The organism is Desulforegula conservatrix Mb1Pa (assembly GCF_000426225.1).
GTDB classification, from domain to species: domain Bacteria; phylum Desulfobacterota; class Desulfobacteria; order Desulfobacterales; family Desulforegulaceae; genus Desulforegula; species Desulforegula conservatrix.
On sequence record NZ_AUEY01000021.1, the window covers coordinates 1 to 13847 of the forward strand.

Below are 13847 nucleotides of genomic sequence, written 5' to 3' on the forward strand. Positions count from 1 at the left end.
ATACTTGGTAACTTAAAAAATGCGCTCAAAGGTACTTATCATGCAATTAATCGCAAGCATGTTCCGCGGTACCTGGCAGAATTTCAGTACAGATTCAATCGCCGATATGATCTGCCGTCCATGATTCACAGACTGATTTATGTTGCTCTTAGGACTCCACCCATGCCATCAACCATGCTTTCTATGGCTGAAGCAGAGTGGTAATCAGATTACATTTTAGCCTTTACGGCGACTATACTTTAATTGAAGACAATAGTGGCATCTCCAAGAAGCCGGGTACTTCTCCCTGAAACTACATGCTGGGAAGCCACCACACTGGCACCCTTGGGAAATCCTGAAGCACCTGCGTATATGGAAACCGACAAGGCCGATTTAAATCCAGCAGGAAGAGTAACCTCTGTACTGGTCGAAAACTCGCTGCCAGTGACGTGAGTCTTCGGAATAGCTACTGCTGCTCCATCAGAACCTCCGCTTAAAGAAACATAAGATCCTGACGGCAGGCCCGAACTCGTAATTTTGAAAAGAAACCGAGAGTCTTTCTGATCAGGATTCGAAAAATTAAATGTTTCCATGACAACGGGCGCCGTAGTCGCTGCATTCACCATGGTGCGAAATGCAATTTTTGATTGTGCGGCAAAGCTGATGTATTCATCAGAGGTTAAAGGATCAATAATAGAACCCGGATGTTCTGGATCCACAAGGAAAGCGACGAGACTTAGATGCCCTGATGATTCCGGCGGAATGAAATAAAAAGGTTCGTCTGTAACCGCTATTCCACCTTGAGAGGACGCGCTCAGAGATATATGGTCGCTGCCACTTACGGTTGTAATAAGGTTGTTTTTCCATTGGTCAGGGGTAAGAACAAGCCCTGCCGGAGCGTAGTAAAGATAAACATTTGCCCTGACAGGAAAAGAGCTTAAATTTTTAGCGCGGACGTAGATATAATTAATCTGTCCATTTATAAGGGATGCTCCCGGGGAACCGCTTTCGTAGGAAGAATTTGTACCGAACTCGCCCGAAGGATCTGAAACCGGATGATTTCCACTCAGGATAATATCAGGGGACTGTGCCGAAGTCGCCAGGGAAGCATTATACTGCCCGTTATCAGAAGGAGTTCGGCGCAGATAAATACCAGAAAAGCTGGAAGCACCTAAATCATCCTGGGAATTGGCAACAGATGAGGAATCATCATCACAACCTGACACAAAAAGCACCAAGCCAATAAATAGCAGAACCTTTCCCAAACCTCTAATAGACATATCTTCTCCCCCGGATTACCGATTCTTCAAAATAGGATTGATGGACTCGCAAAAAGCAAAAAAAATGTAGCTCTGCCTGATTTTCAGTCAAGCATTGCCTTGTATGTTTAAATTGCCGTCAAAAAAGGCCAATTCGTAGGTCGGATTAGAGCGTCCTTTGCTCGTAATCCGACGTTAAACAGGGTGCCTTGTATGGTTAATTTGCGTTTAAAAACCAATTCGTAGGGTGCTCAAGCTCTAAGGCTTGCGCACCAGATTCGTGTGCCGATCGTGTCGCTTTTTGGAAAAAGCTCCGCAAAAACTTCATGGTTTTGTTATTTGGCAAAAACATTGATATTTTAAGAGTTTAAAAAATGATCGGGCCATGACTTTTAAAATATCACTGGGAGTTGAGCATAACCACAAAAAAATGACTTCGGCGTCATGCCGGGCTTGAATCATACCTGACTTAATCCGGCATCCAGTATTTTCAGGTAGTTCTGGATTCAGCCTGCGCCGGAATGACGGGAATCGTACTTTTTACGACTTTCCCAAGCATAAAGGCATCAAAAATTCACCCTGCCTCTTTTCCAAGCCATGAATGAACGGTCTCAAGCGTATCAAATATGCCTTCTATGACATTTTCCCTGCCGACAAAAAGAGCATCAGGCCCACCAGCGTGCAGACTTGTGAAAGGAGCCTCGTAAAGCGCAGATGCCTCCATTACACCCCTTGAGGTGAGTTGATCTATTATCAGCTCAACGAAACGGATCTGCTGGGGCGTAAGACTGCGGTCATTTAGAAATCTGGAAAAAGCTTCATATGCCGCGCTGCGATCCATACCCACAAGACTTCTCACAAACCAGGGCACAGATGGGGAGCCACTCCTTTCAATCAGACTTCCAAGAAGGGTCTCGCCTTCATCTTCTCCTATCTCCGCAAGGGTCTGCCCAAGTCCCTTTAGGTCGATTTCCGTAAGAGGCTGGTTGCTCCTCAGACGGTGAATGACGATGTGATCCAGATGGCTTTTCAGATAGTCCTTCACCTTTTTCTCATACTGGGTTCCTGTCATCTTAGGCATATATATGCCGCTTTCCTCGCGCACTCCCAGAACCTCATCCTTGAAGTCAGTGTAAACGATTTTTCGTTTCGTCCTGTCCAGAAAAGCAACAAGGCCGCGCAATCTAAGCCTCATTTCTTCAAGCCCGTCAAGATTGATCCCTTCCCAGAATCCTGTCTCCTCCATTGCTGAAAGATAAGCAAGCTGATCCCTTACAGAAGGAATTGCCGCCTTCTCACCCAGAAGCATGGCAATATCCACCACCTGCTGCCTCAGCCTTTCAAGCAGTGCAGACTCATTTTCCACAAGCGCCAGCTGCATGCGAAGGGCAGTATTGTCAAACTGGCGGGCCTCGATGTCGTCCGTCTCTATTTCACTCGGAAGACCAGCGACCTCCCTCTGAAGAATCGCCCTGTCGTCCTCGCCCAGACTCTCCCATGCCTCACGCTTCTTAAAACGCTCCACAGTCTCAAGATGCATTCTCACAATGAAATTTTCTGGATTCATTGCGCTGACTTCCCTAAAAAGCTCTGTGGTCAAAGCGTCCCGCAATCCCGAGTCTTTGGAAATATCAGGTGCAGCCTGAAGATAGCCAAGCAGCTTAACCCTCGATCTGAAAAGCCTTGTTCCAAGCGAGACTCCGCCTCCGGCCTCTATGCCTTTGGGATTTTCCCTGAAAAAGTCGAAGTTGAAGCAAAAATCAAATATGCGGAAATCTTCCTTGTCCTGTCCAGGCCCGAAAAGATCAGGACACAGACGTGTACCGCGCCCGATCATCTGCCAGAATTTAATCTTTGAAAAAACCGGCTTGAAAAAGACCAGATTGGCAACTTCGGGCACGTCTATGCCCGTATCCATCATATCAACTGAAATGGCTATGTGCGGAGCCTTGTCTTTTATGGAAAAATCATCGATCAGGCTCTGGGGATATTTGGCGTAATTGTCTATGATCCTTGCAAAATGCCCTGCGTAATGAGGATAATGGTGATTGAACCGCTCTTCCAGAAATTTGGCGTGTTCATGGTTTCTTGCAAAGATAATGGTCTTTCCGAGCCTGTCTCCGCCTTCCACCTTATGCCCGTTTTCCATCAGATGCCGAAGAACCATGTCCACAGTATTCTTGTTGAACAGCCAGTTGTTTATGGCAGATGCATTTACCTGGGACGGCAGGCCGTTCTCATCCGCATCATCGCCCCAGTCCAGGCTTTCCCACTGCTCTTTTTCCTCGTCGCTCAAAGATTCGTAGTCTATGCCCTCTCGCGGGAACTTAAGATCCACCTGCTGAACCTTCGGAGGAACAAGAAAGCCGTCCAAAATAGCCTTTTCAAGTTCGTATGCGTCGGTCGGCACTCCAGGCTCAAGCTCGAAAAGATCGTATGTATTCCTGTCAACTTCCTCGCTCGGTGTTGCTGTAAGCCCTACAAGAAGGGAATCGAAATACCTGAAAATGGCCCCGTATTTCTGATAAACGGATCTGTGGGCCTCGTCTATTATCACAAGGTCGAAATAGCCGGAACCGAAACGGGCCTCGCCCCCGTCTGTCTGGTCTATCAGATTGAGCATAGTGGGATATGTGCATACATAGACCCTTGCGTCAGCATCTTTTTCAGTCACAAGATTCACAGGGCTTGATTCAGGAAGATGGGCCTTGAAAGCGCTGGCAGCCTGCTTGACAAGGGATACTCTGTCAGCCAGAAAAAGCGCCCTTTTCACCCAGCCAGACCTTTGAAGAACATCCACGAGCGAAATAGCGGTTCTGGTCTTGCCTGTTCCCGTAGCCATCACAAGAAGAGCCTTTCGCCTTCCAGAAGCAAAATGGGAAAATATGCTGCCAATGGCGCGTTTCTGGTAATAGCGCCCTGAGATTGCATCCTTTATCTGGGCAACGTCCAGTTTTGATCTTTGTGAACGCCTGATTATAAGGCGGTGAAGCTCGTCCTTTTTATAAAAGCCACTAACCCTTCTCTGCGGATAGAAAACATCGTCCCAGAGCCAGGTCTCATACCCGTTTGTCATAAAAATAATAGGCCTCTGGCCGTGCATATTCTCAAGGCAGTCTGCGTAAAGTTTGGCCTGCTGCTTGCCAACCGCAGGGTCAGCAGTCGTTTTCTTGGCCTCAAGCACTGCAAGAGGCCTGCCATCATCCCCCCAGAGAACATAGTCAGCATAGCCAATACCCTTTTCATTGGGCATGCCCCTTACTTCGTATTCCCTGTCCCTCTCATCTTCCAGAGACCAGCCAGCCCTTCTAAGGTCAACGTCTATGAGATAATGCCTTGTATCTGCCTCTGAATAGTCGTGGGTGTCAGGAACAGCCTCAGCCTTTGCCCTTGCTTCAGCAAGCTGGGCCTTAAGCTTCTGAAGTTCCGCGTCGAGGGCGTCCTTCTCCTGCTGTTCCTTCAGTCTGGCCCTGCTCTCTTCGGCAAGCTCTGTCTTTAGTGCCTCAAGATCCTTTCTCGCCACAGCCTCGGCAGGGTGAACAGATTTTGGAACAAGCCCGTCCTGCCATTCCGAAAGCGTCGCTCCGCCAGAATAAGTCCTAACCAGCCAGTAGCAGATATGGTGAAGCTCCTTGACCACCTGCATCGCGTCGTACTGGAGAACAGGCTTCTGGCTGTGAACCGCCTGGTTCCCGAGTTTCTGGATCACCCTCGCCTTCTGGAAAACAGCCTGGGGAAGATGATTCTGGAAGCTCGGCTCGTGCAGAAGAGCGCCAAGGCTGGTGTCGTAGGGCATGCGAAGAGCCGGATCATGGCGGTAAAGCCAGTGAACCAGAGACTCGAGCGAGAATCTGGCATGGAAACACGCGGCCCTGGGATCACCCATTATATAGCCTTCGGCCCTGATTGCAGACTCCGATATCGTATCGAATCCCCTGGGAAGAAAGGAGAAATTGGAAGAACGCTCTTTTTTGAAACCTGAACCAGGAAAACCTGTATCTTGAGCCATGTTTATCCTTTTCTGCAAAGTCATGCCTGACTGCCAAAATGCTGAAACAAGAAAAAACTGGTCTGGCGTTTAATCTGAAACATCCCTATTCTTAAGGAGATTTTCGTGAAATGACATATTCTGCCAAAAAAGGCGATAAGTAATACGTCTTAAATCTGCTAAGAGGTCGCTTTTTGAAAAAAGCTCAGCAAAAACTTCATGATTTTGGAAAAACTATCTAAAGCCCCAGTTCCTATATCACAGCTCTCCATTAAAAGCCCTCGACTGCAAGGACGCGAACAAAGCATCCAGCTCGACAAGATGCGCCCCCACCTTCTCCTTCTGCTTCTCCACAGATTCGACGATACTGGCGAAGCGGCGTTGGAGGCTTATGGGAGCACATGGGAATGGCAAAATTTTCAAACTTACACCGGTTAAATGAGCAATAGTTGCAGAATTTATAAAATCTTTAAATCCTCCATTTGAAGCCATGAACCACATGTAGTACAGAACATATTCTGGAATTGCAAAGTCAGGATATAGGCGAACACGATGAAGAGCCTTTTGGAAGTATATGGAATTATGTTCATCTTGCCAGATTGCGGCTCTTCCTACTTCACCTCCTTCACAAATAAGCAAATCACCTTTCTGAAGCTCAAATTCTTTTCTGTCAGCTTCAGTAAAATCCATATAACGCAGCTCTTTTAATTCAATTTTAAACCACTGAACGTTAAAGTTTGCAAGGTAAGGGAATAGACAATCTCCTTTTTGTTTACCTTTGTCGAGCATTTTGCCTAACCGACTCTTACCTATTTTTTGAAATTGAATTACCTCCCACCCCTTCGGATTGGTTACAGGATCACCAAACATGTCAAGGAAGGTGGATTGGAGCAAGTTGTCGAGCTGGGCAAGCGACTCGCGGCGCTTGGCCCTCAAAGCATCCGCCGCATCCAGAATCTCCGCAATCCGCTTCTGCTCGGCGAGGGGTGGGAGGGGGATTTCGAGGGACTCAATATCTTTCCTGTTTACCTGTAAAAAAGTTGCCCCTCTGGCATTTGACAAAAGAATGTGTTTTGCAGAATCAAGCCAATGCCACAAGTATTGTGGATGAAGTTCTGATTTCGGACGGAGCCCTACAACACCTCGGCCTAAACAATACGCGCGATCACTCCAGACTTTTTCTCCTATGGAAGCTCTTATCCCGAGAATAATGTCTCCAGGTGTTGATATTTTAGAAGGAGACGTTGTAAATTTTTTTACATTTGGAATGTTTCCATCAAAGTCACCTGCCCCGGCAATCAAAGGAACACCTTCCCCAATTTCGTTGTATGATTTTCCTGGTGGAGCTTGACCCATTTCAATGTTGCAAACAGTAATTAATGAATTCAATTGCCATTTCATTTAACTCCCCCCTCCAACACATGCTGCCGCTCCAGTTCCCGAGCCAGTTCCGCCTCGTTGGGCAGCACCGGAAGATACTTGGAGGCAAAAAGCTGCCCGTTCAATTCGCTATGCAGTGCGTAGTTTTTTTCAAGTCGCTGAAATGGCATGTAAATTGACGTAAATTTACCAACTTGGGTAATAAAAACCCCTTGTTCTGGCTCCACACAATTTACAACACAGTGTGTAGCATTTTTCAAAATCCGGCCAAGGCAGGTAGAACTGTCTGAAATTCCGAAGGTTTTGCATAGGAAAACCCTTTTCCGAACTCATCGGTCAGGGCGCGGGGCAGACATAGAAGCAGGCCTTCGCCATACCCGGCCTTAATGCTTCCCTTCTGTTCCTCTTCCACAATGCGCCGCCCGATTTTCCAGTAAGCCTCGACCATCACCCGGTTTACCTGGGAATAGGCGTGCTTCCGGGCTTCCCTTAAAATGCCGCGCACCGAATCATGAAAACCCACCGTCACAGTCATTCCGCGTTCTCCGTTCCGAGTTCCGAGATCCCAGCTCCGCGTTCCCCTCTCTCCGTTCCGCGTTCCGAGCTCCCAGTTCCGAGTTTCCCCTTCTCCGTTCCGAGTTCCGAGCTCCCAGTTCCGAGTTTCCCCTTCTCCGTTCCGAGTTCCCCGTTAAGCAGCGCCTCAAGTGTCTTCCGTCCCTCGGCAATCTCATCTTCCAGCTTCCCAAGCCGTTCCAGAATCACCCTGGGCGGATCATACGCCACTGCCTCGTATTCCACTTCCTTGTACCTGTTTATGGAAAGGTCGTAATCGTTTCCCCTTATTTCTGAAACAGGCACATAAAAAGACTGGTCAGTGCGTTTGCGATCAGCCTCGTTATCAAGATTCCGCCAGCGTTCGAGTATGTCCTTGAGATCGCTTTTATCCGGCTGGGGCGTGCGTTTGTCATCCAGGCTGTAACCGTCGGCCTTCATGTCGTAGAACCAGACTCTGTCTGTTCCGCCTGAATCTGTCTTTGTGAAAAATAATATGGCCGTGCTCACCCCGGCGTATGGTTTGAAAACACCGGACGGCATGGATATGATGGCGTCTAATTTCTGATCATCCACAATAATTTTTCTTATGGACTTGTGGGCATTGCTGGAGCCGAAGAGAACGCCGTCGGGCACGATTACGGCAGCGCGGCCGCCGCTCGAAAGAAGTCGCAGGAAAAGGGCTATAAAAAGCAGTTCTGTCTTTTTGGTCTTTACGGTTCTCTGGAGATCCCTGGCTGTGGATTCATGGTCAAGGCTTCCGGCAAAGGGCGGATTCGCCAGGATAAGGGTGTACTTCTTGCTGATGTATTTCCCTCTGTCGTCGCCGGAGTCTTCGGCAAGGGAATCCCTGTATCTGATGTCAGGATTCTCGACGCCGTGGAGCAGCATGTTCATGCTTCCTATGCGGAGCATGGTGGAATCGAAATCATAGCCGTGGAAGGTGTGGTCGTTGAATCTGCGGCGGGCCTCTTCGCTCCTGTATATTTCCTCGCCGTGGTTCCTGACCAGATATTCCGAGGCTGCGATAAGAAACCCGGCTGTACCGCAGGCAGGGTCGCAGATCAAATCCTTCGGAGTTGGGGCGGTCATCTCAACCATGAGTTTTATGATATGGCGAGGCGTGCGGAACTGGCCGTTCTGTCCTGATTGGGAAATCTTGTCCAGCATGTATTCATAGAGATCGCCCTTGGTGTCAGAGTCTGACATGTCTATGCCGTCGAGCTGATCCACCACGTTTGCAAGAACGCGGGGAGTCGGCATCATGAAGATGGCGTCCTTCATGTGGTGGGTGTAGGTGGAATCTTCCGGGTCTCCATTTTCGTCGCTGCTTCCAAGGGATTTTATGAAAGGGAAAACCCCGTCCTTCACAGTATTATACATCTGCTCAGGGGCAGTCTCTTTGAAACGCGACCAGCGAAGATGCTCCTGATCCTTGCCAAATATGGGTTTCTCTATTGGCTTCCCGCTTCTTGCGGCCTTTTTCTCCATGAGATTTTGCAGCTCGTCCAGCCGCTTTATGAAAAGAAGATAGGTCAGCTGCTCTATGACGGACAGAGGGTTTGATATTCCGCCAGACCACATCGTGTCCCAGATGCGGTCGACCTTTGGTCTGAATTCCTGAAACATGGTTTGAAATGATTCCTTTTGGATATTATAGCTGCTGCCAAGATAATGTTCAGGTTGGAGATCGCGCTCTTGGCCACAGTTAAAGCACTCTTGACAAGGTCGTAAAAAGTCCGACTACCGTCATTCCGGCGCAGGCCGAAATCCAGAAGTTGCTGAAATTCCTGGATGCCGGATCAAGTCCGGCATGACGCCGTCGCTTTTATTTGCTTTTTTGCGAGTCCATCACTCTTAAATCCCTGGGATTTCCAAAAAAAACGAAATACTAAAGTTTTTTGCTAAGCTTTTTTACAAAAAAGCGACCCGTCATCATCAATTTTTAATTTATAATCGATGATTTTTGAAATATCTTGTTGGTTCAATCAATCATGACAAAGTCGCAAAAAGTCCGATTTCCGTCATTCCGGCGCAGGCCGGAATCCAGAAGTATCTGAAATTCCTGGATGCCAGATCAAGTCCGGCATGACACCGTCGCTTTTATTTGCATTTTTGCGAGTCCATCAATCATAAATCCAAATTCCAAAATTCTTATGCCTGATTACAAACCCATCGTATCATAATCAAATGTTCATTGATCCAGCCATTTAAACATGACAAAAGCTTCTATATAGCCAAGCTTGGGATGGTTGAACGCTTTTGGAAGGCGCCCGACAGTCTCGTAGCCAAGCCTGTTCCAGAGCCTGACCGCTATTTCATTGCTTGAAGCCACAAAATTGAACTGCATGGCCTTATATCCGAGTTCGAGTGCCCTTTTCTGGGAATGGAGGCACATCATGGTGGCAAAACCCATTCCCCGCGCTGTTGACGCTACCATGTATCCGCAGTTGCAGACGTGCTCTCCAGGGCCTGGATGGTTGGTCTTGATGTAATATGTTCCCATAATGCTGCCGTTTTCGATCAGAACATAAGTCTCTCTGGGAGCTTCCATCCAGTAACGCCGGGCATCTTCCTTTGTAATGTCCATTGGATAGGCATAGGTTTCGCCTGAGGTTACAATCTCGGAAAAAATTGGCCAGATATTCTCAAAATCCTGTTTTTCAGCTTTTCTTATAATCATAAAACCACCTGTTCAAATCTGACAGATAATATACAAAAAGGCCTGCCTGAAATGGCGGCGCAGAACATTGCAGAAGCCATTCTAATCATTCAGAAGACTCATAGCACTTAGGCCGTGCCAATTGCCAACAAAATCTTGGAAAATGCCGGATAAGAATCCGTGAAAGCCAGAGCGCCTGATAACGATGGGGACGGCATAAAATCTGGTCTGATGAACCACTAATAGTGCATAAGGGTTATTATTGACATACCCCGGAACTATCGCATATTAATGCATGAGGTTATAGATTCTCTTTAACAAATATATGAAAGAGGTTTTTATGTTTATGAAATCAATGGATATTGTTTCTAAAGTTGCCGACAAGCGGAGCGACATGCTGGCAGCTGATTGATACGGCTCTGAAGTATTCCTGAAAAAGCTGTTCCATCTTAAAGACAGGCTGTTTTATTAATGTCTGTCCCCCAGCAGATCTCATACTGAGAATCCGTCACCATAGTTGCATCCTCTGTCAGCAACGCATCCTGCACTTATCGATAACAAAATCACCGGAGACTTGCGTGCCTGCTTTATGCATCACCATTCACCGGCTTATATAGCTTAAATTACAGATAAAAACAGGTAGGACTCTAATGATGAACACCAGTAAAGATAATAATATTAGCAACCTTTTACTGATGGGATGGACTTCACATTTTCAGGAACAGCTTGAAAATTTTTCAAATAAAGACATAACACCCGCACGAGTGATAGGAGTAAGAAAAAACAGCTTTCTCGTAAGCGACGGAAATAACGAATGGCTCGCCACAGTGGCAGGCAGGCTGAGGATTGACACAGGCTCCATGTATCCTGTCACAGGAGATTGGGTGATAATGAATGGGTCTGTTATTTCAAGGGTGCTGGTACGCAGAAACACTCTGTCAAGAGGCGCTTCAGGCACACGCAACAAACAGGATGCCCAGCCCCAAAAGGAACAGGTAATCGCGGCAAACCTTGATACCGTATTTATAGTTACCGGCCTTGACCGGGATTATAACCTGCGCCGCATAGAAAGGTATCTGACGCTTATCTGGAACTGCGGCATAAATCCTGTAATCATTCTGACAAAAGCGGATCTCCACCAGGAGCCCTTGAATTTTGTAAATGAAGTCGAGTCAGTGGCCTTCGGCGTTCCGGTATATCTGATTTCTGCATATGAAGACACATGCCTTAAATCTCTTGAGCCATACCTCGCAAAAGGCCAGACTACAACAATGGTTGGATCTTCAGGTGCAGGAAAATCAACACTGCTGAACAGGCTTTACAGCAAGGAAATTCAGCTTACCAGTCCCATCAGCATTCATGATGGCAAGGGTAAACATACCACCACCTCCAGACACATGGCAGTGATGCCCCAGGGCGGAATGCTGATCGACAACCCCGGCATCCGGGAAATAGCATTCTGGGAAGTGGACAAAGGTATGGGAAGCGCGTTTCCTGAGATTGAAGCGATAGGTAAGGAATGCCGTTTCACAAATTGCAGCCACACCCACGAGCCAGGCTGCATGGTGCTTGGGGCGGTAGAAGAGGGGAAAATCTCAATAGACAGACTGGAAAACTTTCGCAAAATGAAACGTGAAATGGAGTATCTGTCAGATCGCCAGCACAAAAGCGCTGACCGGGTCGAAAAGGAGAGATGGAAAGACATCACCATGCAAATCAAAACCATAAAAAAAAGGAATTCAGGCTTCAAACATTAGTGTTTTGAACACGCCATACCCAAATAAGGTGCTGAAAACCAAACAACTAACATTATATATACTTCACATCGTCATAATTAGAACTCTTCTGTTAAATGAAAGATCAAAGGCCGCTTTTTGAAAAAAGCTTGGCAAAAACTTTTCGGTTATGGATTCTTTTGCTTGAAAAACATATGTTATCAACTAAACCATAAAAGTTTTGGGAAAGGCCTGGGAAACCCTTTTTCAAAAGGGTTTTCCAGTAATGATGCAACAACAGCCTTGCCATTCAAACGGCCTGACTCATTTCAAATATTCGAACTGTGACATTGATGAGTATAGAACGACTCATTCCGGGGATCTTTTTGTAAAAGGGTTCCCCGGAAAATATAAGTCCTAAATGGTTTGTTCATTACAGGATCGCAAAAAGTCAAAAAAAGGCTTCGGCGTATTACCGAACTGGATTCCGGCGAAACGTAAAATATTGTTGAATTAACGAGCATCGGTAGACTTTGAAGAAAACCGCATATGCCATGCTTAAAAAAATCAATCGCCTCTCATTTACCTATTTTTCTTTTTATGTAGCCGATTCGAATAAAGAAATGATAGAAAATGCGGAGCTGTTTATGCCGTGATATCAAAAAAACAGCGCAAAACATGAAAGTTTTATAGTTATTGAGAAGGTCGCAAAAAGTCCAATCCTCGTCATTCCGGCGCAGGCCGGAATCCAGAAGTGGTTGAAATTACTGGATGCCGGATCAAGTCCGGCATGACGCAGGAGCCTTTTTGGGGCTTTTTGCGAGTCCATCAATTATTAATTTAATAGCCGTTTTGATCGGAATTCTTATATGAAAATACGCAAACTCAGCATGGAACAATATCCGAAAGCATATGCGTTACTTAAGCAGGCATTTCCCAAAAGCAAATATGAAATGGAGCTTATTGGTAAATTGCATAAAAATGGCAAAACATTGCATGAATGGGTATGTATTCATACAAACATAATCATAGCCTATATTGCGTTTTCAAAAGCCTTTAACGGCCCTGATGTCTGTGGATTGCATTTGGCGCCGGTGGCCGTTAATCCTGATTTTCAAAGGCAAGGTATAGGATCTGAATTGCTTCGTTTTGCTTTGAGGCAACCTGAAATAAAGGCTAATACCATTTTTGTTCTGGGTGATCCGAATTTTTACGGAAAATTTGGGTTTGAACCTTGTACAAATCCAGCCTGCCCATTTGACAAAGGCAATGCCCATTTTCTGGGTATAAGAAATAGCTCGAACCTTAAATATACTATAGGATATGAGCCTGAGTTTTATTAAAGGCATATTCTCAGCATACTGAAGCCTAATTCCGTTCCTCTTTCAAAGGATCATTATTTATATTCCCGTTTTAGAGGTGTCCATAATACGAGAAAGGAGAAATAATATTGGAAGTTAAACAGGTAAGACTCATCTATTTTTCACCTACTGGAACCACTCAAAAAGTATTGGAAAATATTGCTAAAGGCATGAATTGTGAGAATATCGAGCATGTTAACCTGACACTGCCGGAGGGCGCCAGGCAAAAAATCCAAACCTTTTCAGATGAACTCGTAATTATAGGTGCTCCTGTTTACGGTGGTCGTCTGCCAGCTGACGCAATCAATCGGTTCAAACAGATAAAAGCAAACAAAACCATGGCGATTCCCATAGTTGTATATGGCAACCGTGAGTTTGAAGATGCATTGTTAGAATTAAAAAATCTTGCAGCCGAGTTAGGCTTTAATCCTGTTGCAGATGGTGCATTCATTGGGGAGCATTCTTTTGCAACAAAGGATGTTCCCATCGCAAATGGACGTCCGGATAGCCTGGATATTCAAAAGGCAATTGATTTTGGAGCAAAAATCAAAGAAAAAATCACAGCCTTGAAATCATGTGATGCACAAATGGATCTGAAAATCCCAGGCAGATTCCCGTATGAAGGCGGAGTGCGATCTATGGTTGTTTCACCTGTGACCAGAGAGGACATATGCACAGTTTGTGGTTTATGTGCCAGCGTATGTCCAACCGAAGCCATTTCAATTAATGGGAAAGTGGTAACAAAAACAGAGCTGTGCATTCGCTGTTCCAGTTGTATTAAAAACTGTCCCACAGGCGCAAGAATTTGGGAGGACAGCGCAATGAAAAATATCGCAAGCTGGTTAAATGAGAATTGCAGTATACGGAAAGAGCCCATGCTTTTTGGGATAGATGAGTAGAATCCGGTCACAGACCACCGGCAAAGCCGGTGGCATGGATTCGCTCCAATTA

The 13847-nt window shown here is 46.2% G+C and carries 10 protein-coding genes; 4 read left to right on the forward strand and 6 right to left on the reverse strand.

Going from position 1 to position 13847, the window contains the following annotated elements; genetic code table 11:
- On the forward strand, nucleotides 1–204 hold a 204-nt coding region (locus K245_RS23815), incomplete at its 5' end, for a transposase (protein ID WP_035276903.1).
- Nucleotides 205–239: 35 nt separating this feature from the next.
- On the opposite strand, the gene K245_RS0109595 is transcribed toward K245_RS23815, so the two are convergent.
- The 6 genes from K245_RS0109595 to K245_RS0109630 all read right to left on the reverse strand — a co-directional run bounded on the left by K245_RS0109595 (nucleotide 240) and on the right by K245_RS0109630 (nucleotide 9841).
- Nucleotides 240–1259, reverse strand: a complete 1020-nt coding sequence (locus K245_RS0109595; RefSeq protein WP_027359118.1) for a hypothetical protein — start codon at nucleotides 1257–1259, stop codon at nucleotides 240–242.
- 553 nt (nucleotides 1260–1812) lie between these two features.
- Nucleotides 1813–5247 carry a DEAD/DEAH box helicase family protein gene (locus K245_RS23820; protein WP_051284016.1) on the reverse strand — a complete coding sequence of 1145 codons (3435 nt, stop codon included), beginning with the start codon at nucleotides 5245–5247 and terminating at the stop codon, nucleotides 1813–1815.
- A 237-nt stretch (nucleotides 5248–5484) separates the two neighbouring features.
- Nucleotides 5485–6627 carry a restriction endonuclease subunit S gene (locus K245_RS23825; protein ID WP_027359119.1) on the reverse strand — a complete coding sequence of 381 codons (1143 nt, stop codon included), beginning with the start codon at nucleotides 6625–6627 and terminating at the stop codon, nucleotides 5485–5487.
- 235 nt (nucleotides 6628–6862) lie between these two features.
- Nucleotides 6863–7141: a DUF1016 N-terminal domain-containing protein gene (locus tag K245_RS0109615; RefSeq protein WP_027359121.1), complete on the reverse strand. Its 279-nt coding sequence runs from the start codon at nucleotides 7139–7141 to the stop codon at nucleotides 6863–6865.
- Complete coding sequence (locus tag K245_RS23830; protein ID WP_084156191.1) at nucleotides 7138–8787, reverse strand: type I restriction-modification system subunit M; 1650 nt, start codon at nucleotides 8785–8787, stop codon at nucleotides 7138–7140. Before K245_RS23830 ends, K245_RS0109615 begins: the two co-directional genes overlap by 4 nt.
- A gap of 565 nt (nucleotides 8788–9352) precedes the next feature.
- Nucleotides 9353–9841, reverse strand: coding sequence for a GNAT family N-acetyltransferase (locus K245_RS0109630; RefSeq protein WP_027359122.1), 489 nt, complete (start codon nucleotides 9839–9841; stop codon nucleotides 9353–9355).
- A gap of 629 nt (nucleotides 9842–10470) precedes the next feature.
- On the opposite strand from K245_RS0109630, the gene rsgA reads away from it, so the two are divergent.
- The 3 genes from rsgA (at nucleotide 10471) to K245_RS0109660 (ending at nucleotide 13795) form a co-directional block, all read left to right on the forward strand.
- Complete coding sequence (rsgA, locus tag K245_RS0109640; RefSeq protein ID WP_027359123.1) at nucleotides 10471–11577, forward strand: ribosome small subunit-dependent GTPase A; 1107 nt, start codon at nucleotides 10471–10473, stop codon at nucleotides 11575–11577.
- An 827-nt stretch (nucleotides 11578–12404) separates the two neighbouring features.
- Complete coding sequence (locus K245_RS0109655; protein ID WP_027359124.1) at nucleotides 12405–12878, forward strand: GNAT family N-acetyltransferase; 474 nt, start codon at nucleotides 12405–12407, stop codon at nucleotides 12876–12878.
- A 107-nt stretch (nucleotides 12879–12985) separates the two neighbouring features.
- On the forward strand, nucleotides 12986–13795 hold the full coding sequence (locus K245_RS0109660; protein WP_027359125.1) for a 4Fe-4S binding protein: 810 nt from the start codon (nucleotides 12986–12988) through the stop codon (nucleotides 13793–13795).
- Nucleotides 13796–13847: the final 52 nt, after the last annotated feature.

Coding starts and splice junctions, on each gene's coding strand:
- K245_RS0109595 (WP_027359118.1), bottom strand. CDS start 1,259: ATGTCTATTAGAGGTTTGGGAAAGGTTCTGCTATTTATTGGCTTGGTG.
- K245_RS23820 (WP_051284016.1), bottom strand. CDS start 5,247: ATGGCTCAAGATACAGGTTTTCCTGGTTCAGGTTTCAAAAAAGAGCGT.
- K245_RS23825 (WP_027359119.1), bottom strand. CDS start 6,627: ATGAAATGGCAATTGAATTCATTAATTACTGTTTGCAACATTGAAATG.
- K245_RS0109615 (WP_027359121.1), bottom strand. CDS start 7,141: ATGACTGTGACGGTGGGTTTTCATGATTCGGTGCGCGGCATTTTAAGG.
- K245_RS23830 (WP_084156191.1), bottom strand. CDS start 8,787: ATGTTTCAGGAATTCAGACCAAAGGTCGACCGCATCTGGGACACGATG.
- K245_RS0109630 (WP_027359122.1), bottom strand. CDS start 9,841: ATGATTATAAGAAAAGCTGAAAAACAGGATTTTGAGAATATCTGGCCA.
- rsgA (WP_027359123.1), top strand. CDS start 10,471: ATGATGAACACCAGTAAAGATAATAATATTAGCAACCTTTTACTGATG.
- K245_RS0109655 (WP_027359124.1), top strand. CDS start 12,405: ATGAAAATACGCAAACTCAGCATGGAACAATATCCGAAAGCATATGCG.